Origin of the sequence: Gemmiger formicilis, from assembly GCF_018784445.1 — a bacterium.
Lineage (GTDB): Bacteria > Bacillota > Clostridia > Oscillospirales > Ruminococcaceae > Gemmiger.
This window is the reverse complement of the sequence record NZ_WQOH01000037.1, coordinates 1-1,775: the sequence shown is the minus strand read 5'-3', so window position 1 is coordinate 1,775 and position 1,775 is coordinate 1. Positions and strand designations below refer to the sequence as shown.

At 51.5% G+C, this 1,775-nt stretch carries 1 protein-coding gene and 1 pseudogene; both read right to left on the bottom strand.

All coding sequences use genetic code 11. The annotated features are described in order from the left end of the window. A partial coding sequence (locus GPK89_RS11515) for a recombinase family protein (RefSeq protein ID WP_215693292.1) occupies window positions 1-1,556 on the bottom strand: 1,556 nt, incomplete at its 3' end. 111 nt (window positions 1,557-1,667) lie between these two features. Beyond that, window positions 1,668-1,775: pseudogene (locus GPK89_RS11510) on the bottom strand (transposon-encoded TnpW family protein); the annotation flags it as partial.

The window sequence follows — 1,775 nt, the reverse complement described above, 5'->3', positions numbered from 1 at the left end:
CTGCGGGTCTTGTTCTCGTCATAGCTGCACTCATGCACAACAATTTTCTCTACAAACTCCCGCAGCAGAGTAGGGGTAAGTTCTTCAAAGCTGGTATGCCGCCGGACAACATTCATAAACTTTTCTGCGTTCACGGTGGCTTCCTGTGCTTTGGAAAGCTCCGCTTGGATAGCGGCGGCTCTTTCTTTCAGTTCCCGTTGCTCTGCTTCATAGTCTGCCGACAGCTCTGTGAAACGCTCGTCTGATATGCGCCCGGTCACGCTGTCCTCATACAGCCGCTTGAAGATAGCGGATAACTCGGCTATGCGTTTCTCGGCGGCTTCCAGTTCCTTTTTCTTGGCGGCGTTCCTGCGCTTGCCCCCGTCCTCGTTCTGCTCAATCAAGAGCTTCATAAACCGGGCTTCATGCTTTGCCGCATAGCTTGTCACTTTCCGCAGATTGGAGAGTACACCAGCGGTCAAGAGGTCGGTGCGGATAAAATGCGCCGTACAGTCATGGGTGCGTTTCTTGTAGTTGCCGCAGATATAACAGTCCTGCTTGCGCTTGTCTGTCTGGTATCGCTGCTGATACATGACGCTGCCGCAGTCCGCACAGAACAGTATGCCGGAGAACAAGCCCACTTCATCATAGCGGTTGGGGCGTTTGCGCTGCTTGCGAAGCTCCTGCACCCGTTCCCATGTTTGCGTGTCTATGATAGGCTCGTGGTGGTTCTCGAAAATCACTTGCTTTTCCGGGGAATTTTCTACACTGTGCTTGACTTTGTAAGAAAGTTTTTCTGTCTTGAAGTTTACCAGACAGCCCGTGTATTCCCGGTTTTCAAGGATATGCACAACGGTATTGGTCGCCCACTTGCACTCATAGCCGGGGTGGTAGCGGCGGGTGCTGCCCGTCCTGCGGTATTCCAGCGTTCCCGGCGTGGGGATTTGCTGCTCTGTGAGCATACGGGCTATCTTGGTCGGACCATTCCCGGCAAGGCAGAAATTGTATATCTGCTTGACTACGGGTGCAGCTTCCTCGTCAATGATGAAATTTTCGTCCTCGTCCATGAGGTAGCCATACACAGGCTTGCTTGTGATAGGCTTGCCACTCATGCCTTTTGAGCGTTTCACTGCTTTGATTTTCTTGCTCGTATCTCTCACCAGCCATTCGTTAAAGATATTCCGCAGCGGGGCAAAATCATTGTCGCCCTGTGCGCTGTCCACTCCGTCATTGATAGCGATGAAGCGGACACCTTTCTGTGGGAAAATCATTTCCGTGTACATTCCCACTTGCAGGTAGTTTCGCCCTAACCTCGACATATCCTTTACGATAACTGTCCCGACTTTTCCGGCTTCAATGTCCGCAAGCATGGCTTGAAAACCGGGTCTTTGAAAGTTCGCACCAGAATAACCGTCGTCCGTGTACCAGCGCAGATTGGAAAAGCCGTTCTGCTTTGCATAGGTTTCAAGGATACGCTTCTGATTGGAAATGGAATTACTCTCGCCTTGCAGCTCGTCCTCATGGGAAAGTCTTGGGTAAAGGGCGGTAATTGGTTGTTGGTTGGTCTGTCTTAACATAAAATCCTCCGTTTCCGACAGCCAGCCCCACTATTCCGTACCTTGATTGTACCACATGGGGCGGCTGTCTGTATAGCGGCAAAAGCGTCAAATCTGCTTCTTTATGGTCGGTCAAATCGCCGTTTTTTGTGTAGCAGCTTCCGCTTCCAGCACTTTCATCATCTTGTCGGCTGCGGTGTCGGTTGCGCCCTGCTTGAAGAAGCCGGAAACGGTAAGGAC